5 protein-coding genes are annotated in these 5,872 nt (G+C 76.1%); all 5 read left to right on the top strand.

All coding sequences use genetic code 11. From position 1 onward, the window contains the following. Positions 1-66 precede the first annotated feature (66 nt). Positions 67-933 carry a ribonuclease III gene (gene rnc, locus E1291_RS38280; RefSeq protein ID WP_242614638.1) on the top strand — a complete coding sequence of 289 codons (867 nt, stop codon included), beginning with the start codon at positions 67-69 and terminating at the stop codon, positions 931-933. Beyond that, on the top strand, positions 926-1,834 hold the full coding sequence (mutM, locus tag E1291_RS38275; RefSeq protein ID WP_131742937.1) for a bifunctional DNA-formamidopyrimidine glycosylase/DNA-(apurinic or apyrimidinic site) lyase: 909 nt from the start codon (positions 926-928) through the stop codon (positions 1,832-1,834). The genes rnc and mutM overlap by 8 nt, the downstream gene beginning before the upstream one ends. A gap of 37 nt (positions 1,835-1,871) precedes the next feature. After that, positions 1,872-2,246, top strand: coding sequence for an acylphosphatase (locus E1291_RS38270; protein WP_131742936.1), 375 nt, complete (start codon positions 1,872-1,874; stop codon positions 2,244-2,246). Between the two features lie 178 nt (positions 2,247-2,424). After that, positions 2,425-2,622, top strand: coding sequence for a hypothetical protein (locus E1291_RS38265; protein ID WP_021598747.1), 198 nt, complete (start codon positions 2,425-2,427; stop codon positions 2,620-2,622). Between the two features lie 589 nt (positions 2,623-3,211). Then, on the top strand, positions 3,212-5,872 hold a 2,661-nt coding region (gene smc, locus E1291_RS38260; protein ID WP_131742935.1), incomplete at its 3' end, for a chromosome segregation protein SMC.

Here is a 5,872-nt window from a genome sequence, read left to right as displayed (position 1 = left end):
GGCCGCGGCGCGCCCCAGCGGCGACCGCGCGACGGCGCGCGGCCGCCCGGCCTGCGAGGAGGGCCCGTGAGCGGCAAGAAGAGCGACCCGGCGCCGGACCGCGCCGAACTGACCGGCGCCCTGGGCGTCGAGGTCACCGGCGAGCTGCTCGAACGCGCGCTGACGCACCGTTCGTACGCCTACGAGAACGGCGGCCTGCCCACCAACGAGCGCCTGGAGTTCCTCGGCGACTCGGTGCTCGGGCTCGTCGTCACCGACACCCTGTTCCGGGGCCACCCCGACCTGCCCGAGGGGCAGCTGGCCAAGCTGCGCGCGGCGGTGGTCAACATGCGGGCCCTCGCGGGCGTCGCCCGCGCCCTCGGCGTCGGCGCCCACATCCGGCTCGGCCGCGGTGAGGAGGGCACCGGGGGGCGCGACAAGGCGTCCATCCTGGCCGACACGCTGGAGGCGCTGATCGGCGCCGTCTACCTCGACCGCGGCCTGGACGAGGCGTCCGCGCTCGTGCACCGGCTCTTCGACGGGCTCATCACCCGGTCGGCGGGCCTGGGCGCCGGGCTGGACTGGAAGACCTCGCTGCAGGAGCTCACCGCCGTGGAGGAGCTCGGCGTCCCCGAGTACCACGTCGCCGAGAGCGGCCCCGACCACCAGAAGACCTTCCGCGCCTCGGTGCGGGTCGGCGGCACGACCTACGGCGCCGGGGAGGGCCGCAGCAAGAAGGAGGCCGAGCAGCACGCCGCCGAGGCCGCCTGGAACGCGATCCGCGAGCTGGTCGTGCGGCGGCAGGCCGAGGTGGACGCCGCCGCGGCCGGGGCGGGCGGCCGCCCGATGTCCCCGGACGAGCCGGAGGCGCCGCGTGGGAGCGTGCCACCGGACGAGACCGGTCACGCCGGCCAGGCCGGCGGGCCCCGTTCCGCCGGGCTCGCCGGTGCCTGAGCTTCCCGAGGTCGAGGTCGTCCGGCGCGGCCTGGAACGATGGACGGCCGGCCGGACGATCACCGCGGCGGAGGTCCTGCACCCCCGGTCGGTCCGCCGCCACGCCGCGGGCCCGGCCGACTTCGCCGGCCGGCTCGCGGGCCGCGCCGCGCTCGCGCCGCGCCGCCGCGGAAAGTACCTGTGGGTGCCGCTGCGCGATCCCGCGGAGGGCCCCGGGACGGACAGGGCGCCGGGCGAGGCGCTGCTGGCCCACCTCGGCATGAGCGGCCAGCTGCTGGTCGGCGACCCCGCCCGGGACCGCGAGAAGCACCTGCGGGTCCGGATCGGCTTCACCGACGGCGGCCTCGACCTGCGCTTCGTCGACCAGCGGACGTTCGGGCACCTGATGGTCGCCGACCTCGTCCCGGACGTCGTGGGCGGCACGGGCCTCGTCCCGGAGCCGATCGCGCACATCGCCGCCGACCCGCTGGAGGACGCCTTCGACGCCGAGGCGTTCTTCCGCGCGCTGCGGCGCCGCCGGACGGGCCTCAAGCGGGCCCTGCTGGACCAGTCGCTGATCAGCGGCGTCGGCAACATCTACGCCGACGAGGCGCTGTGGCGGGCCCAGCTGCACTGGGCGAGGCCCACCGAGACCCTGACCCGCGCCGAGGCCGCTCGGGTCCTCACGGCCGCACGAGAGGTCATGGGCGCCGCCCTGGCCGTCGGCGGGACCTCCTTCGACAGCCTGTACGTCAACGTCAACGGCGAGAGCGGCTACTTCGACCGGTCGCTGGACGCCTACGGCCGGCGGGACGGGCCGTGCCGTCGCTGTGGCACGCCGATCCGCCGGGACGAGTTCATGAACCGTTCGTCGTTCAGCTGTCCCACGTGCCAGCCGCGGCCCCGCCGGGCACGGTACTAGGGCGGAGACTCCCCAGACCGGGGACGAAAGGGATGAGATGGACGGCGACGACGACGAGACGGTACGGCTGACGGCCTGGGTGCGCGGGCGCGTCCAGGGCGTCGGTTTCCGCTGGTGGGTGCGCGCCAGGGCGCTCGAGCTCGGCCTCGCGGGCAGCGCCACGAACCTGCGCGACGGGCGCGTGGAGGTGGTGGCGGAGGGACCGCGCGGCGGGTGCCGGCGGCTGCTGGAACTGCTGGCCGGAGGCGGCGGCGCCGAGGCCGGGTCAGGGGCCGGCGCAGAGGCCGCTCCGGCGGCCGGTGGAGAGGCGTCCCCGCTCGTCCGTCCGCCGGCCCGCCCCGGGAGCGTCTCGGGGGTCACCGAGCGCTGGAGTGAGCCGCGTGGTGAGGCCGCCGGCTTCCGGGAACGGTGATCGAGTAGGGAATTCCGGTTCGTACCTGCTAAACTAGTGGAGACAGGTTGTTACCGGCCCGTGATGTGCGTCTTGACCAGGACACCGGCCGGTGCGACTCTAGACGATACGCGCACCGACTTCAGTTGCTTCTCGTGCGCGATCCCTGCTGGTTACTCAGCGTGGAGGACCCTTAGTCATGGCGAAGGCTCTACTCGGCCACGTCGGCGGTCCCGACCCCCGGATGGTCGCGGAGATGCGGCGCCTTCAGCAGCGCGTACGTGATCTGGAAGCCGAGCTCGTACGGCTTCAGGCGGAGAACGACGCGTTGGCGACGGCGACGGACGACGACGTGATGTCGCTCGCGGTGAAGGACCGTGAACCGGCGCTGACCTGAGTCAGTGCCGCCATCCCGAAAGTGGACAGGGACGCCCTGACAGGCGTCCCTTCTGTTTGCCCGCCATCCCCGCGCCCCGGCCGTTCGCGGCCCGGCCCGGCCGGCGGTTCCCAAGCCGTACCCGGGCACTGTCCGTGACCGCGAGAAATCGGCGCGGCGTGCGCGTCCGGCCCGCCACTCCGGGACGGACTCCGGTGCGGGTCATTCTTCGGTCAAGACCGCGTCGAATTTCGGTCTGTCCGAGAATCCCGACCATTGTGACGAACGGCGCTATTTAGGACGTCCGGCTCGTCCGGGGGCACCGGCCCGTTCCCGGCGCGCTACGGCGCGTCACCGAGTTCCGGTCGTCCCGCGGCCGCTCACGGGACCTCCGCGCCGGGGCGGATCACGGCACATTGGCGGCGAACGGTCGCGAGGTTACCCGTCCCCGGCCGTCCCTGCCGGTATCGTTCGACGGGCTCCCCGGCCGCCGCGCCGGGCGCGAGCCGGGCCCCGACGGGGGGAAGGGCCCTCGAACGCGGGGACCGGGCGTCCCCGCCGCCGGGCGCCACGGCCCCGGTGCCAGACCCGGAGGAGGGACGGCGAGCGCGTGTACCTGAAGAACCTGACCCTGCGCGGCTTCAAGTCCTTCGCCTCGTCCACCACGCTGCGGTTCGAGCCGGGCATCACGGCCGTCGTCGGGCCGAACGGGTCGGGCAAGTCCAACGTCGTCGACGCGCTCGCCTGGGTGATGGGGGAACAGGGCGCCAAGTCGCTGCGCGGCGGCAAGATGGAGGACGTCATCTTCGCCGGCACCGCGAGCCGGGCGCCGCTCGGCCGCGCCGAGGTCGTGCTGACGATCGACAACTCCGACGGCGCGCTGCCGATCGACTACTCCGAGGTCACGATCAGCCGGCTGATGTTCCGGTCCGGGTCCAGCGAGTACGCGATCAACGGTGACGCGTGCCGGCTGCTGGACATCCAGGAGCTGCTGTCGGACTCGGGCATCGGCCGTGAGATGCACGTGATCATCGGCCAGGGGCAGCTCGACCGGGTCCTGCACTCCGGCCCCGAGGGGCGCCGCGCCGTGATCGAGGAGGCCGCGGGCGTTCTCAAGCACCGCAAGCGCAAGGAGAAGGCGCTGCGCAAGCTGGACGCGATGCAGGGCAACCTGACGCGTGTCCAAGATCTCACCGGCGAGCTGCGCCGTCAGCTCAAGCCCCTCGGCCGGCAGGCCGAGATCGCCCGCCGCGCGGCGGTGATCCAGGCCGACCTGCGCGACGCGCGGCTGCGGCTGCTCGCCGACGACCTGGTCACGCTGCGGACGCGGCTGGAGCAGGAGGCCGCCGACGAGGCCGCCGTCCGCGCGCGGCGCGCCGAGACCGAGCGGGCCCTGGCCGGGGCGCAGGAGCGCGAGGCCGTGCTGGAGGCCGAGGAGGCCGAGCAGGCGCCGCGGCTCGCCCGCGTGCAGGACACCTGGTTCCAGCTGTCGGCCCTGAAGGAGCGGCTGCGCGGCGTCGCCGACCTGGCCGCCGAGCGGCACCGCAACGCCGCCGAGGACCTGGAGGCGGCGGCGCTGGAGGAGCGCCGGCGCGGCCGCGACCCCGAGGACATGGAGCGCGAGGCCGCCGAGATCCGCGAGCAGGAGGAGATGCTCCGCGCCGCGCTGGAGGAGGCGCAGGACGGGCTGGCCGCCGCCGTCGGCGCGCGGGCGGACGCCGAGGAGGCCCTCGCCGCCGAGGAGCACCGTCTGCGGGCCGCCGCGCGAGCCGCCGCCGACCGCCGCGAGGAGCTGGCCCGGATGCGCGGACGGGTCGAGGCGCTGCGCAGCCGCGCGCAGGCGGGCCAGGCGGAGATCGGGCGGCTGGACGCCGCGCGGGACGAGGCCGCGCGGCGCGCCGAGACCGCCCAGCGCGAGTTCGAGGCGTTCGAGGCCGAGGTGGTGGCCGACCCGGCGCTCGCCGCCGACCACGAGGCCGCGCAGGAGGCCCTCGCCACCGCCAAGGACGCGGCGGAACAGGCCCGCGCCGCCGTGGACGGACCGCGCCGCGCCCTGGCGCAGGCGCGGACCGCCGTCGGCGCCGCCCGGTCCGCCGACCAGGCCGCGCAGAAGCGGGTCACCGCCCTCCAGGCCCGCATCGAGGCCCTGAACCTCACCCTGGCCAGTGCCGCCGACGGCGGCGAGGCGCTGCTGTCCGCGGCCGCCGGCGGGTCGCTCGACGGCGTGCTCGGTACCGTCGCGTCGCTGCTGACCGTCCGTCCGGGCTACGAGACGGCGGTCGCCGCCGCGCTCGGCGACGCCGCCGAGGGCATCGCCGTGGGGTCGCTCGGTACCGCCGAGACCGCGCTCGCGCTGCTGCGCGACCGCGACGCCGGGCGGGCCGGGCTGCTGGTCGGCGGGGGCCCGGCGGATCCGCCCGGCCGGGCCGCCGGGGTCGACTACGCGATCGACGCGGTGACCGTCCCGGAGCCGGTGCGCTCCGCGCTGGCGCACCTGCTGCGCGACGTCGCGGTGGTGGACGACGTGCCCGCCGCCGTCGCGCTCGTCCGCCGGGAGCCGTCCCTGCGCGCCGTGACCCGTGACGGCGAGCTGGTGGGCGCGCACTGGGCCCAGGGCGGCGCGGGCGGCGGCCAGGGCCCGCTGCAGATGCGCGGCACGCTCGACCAGGCCACCGAGGACCTCGCGGCGGCCGAGACCGCCGCGGAGGGGTCGGCCGACGACCTGACCGTGGCGATGGAGTCCGAGCAGTCCGCCCAGGCCGCGCTGGACGGCGCGCAAGCGGCGGTCAACCAGGCGCAGTCCGGAGTGAACCAGGCCCAAGGCGAGCTTGACCGTGTCCGCGCGCGCTTGCGCGAACACGAGGCGCAGGCCGCGCAGGAGGTCAAGCGGGCGGCCCGGCTGGAGGCCGACGTCCGCGCCGCCCGCGGCGAGGCCGAGCGGCTGGCCAAAGCGCTGGACGCGGCGCACGAGTCGCTGGAGCGCGACACCGCGGCCGCCGAGGAGCTGGCCGGGCGGCTCGCCGAGTCGGAGGAGGCCGCCGAGGTCGCCGACGAGGCCGGGCACGACACCGAGGCCCGCGACGAGCTGAGCGCCCGCTGCCAGGAGCTGCGCTCGGCGGAGATGGAGGCGCGGCTGTCGGTGCGCACCGCCGAGGAGCGGGTGCAGGCCATCACGGGCCGCGCCGACGCGCTCGAACGCGGTGCCCGCCGCGAGCGCGAGGAGCGGGCCCGCGCCGTCCAGCGCCGGCTCCGCCGGGAGCGGCAGGCCGCG

Source organism: Actinomadura roseirufa (genome assembly GCF_900659635.1).
Lineage (GTDB): Bacteria > Actinomycetota > Actinomycetes > Streptosporangiales > Streptosporangiaceae > Spirillospora > Spirillospora roseirufa.
This window is presented reverse-complemented; position numbering and strand designations above follow the sequence as displayed.

Excerpts from the sequence above, each read along its gene's own strand:
- E1291_RS38265 (WP_021598747.1), top strand. The coding sequence starts at position 2,425 with ATGGCGAAGGCTCTACTCGGCCACGTCGGCGGTCCCGACCCCCGGATG.
- E1291_RS38270 (WP_131742936.1), top strand. The coding sequence starts at position 1,872 with ATGGACGGCGACGACGACGAGACGGTACGGCTGACGGCCTGGGTGCGC.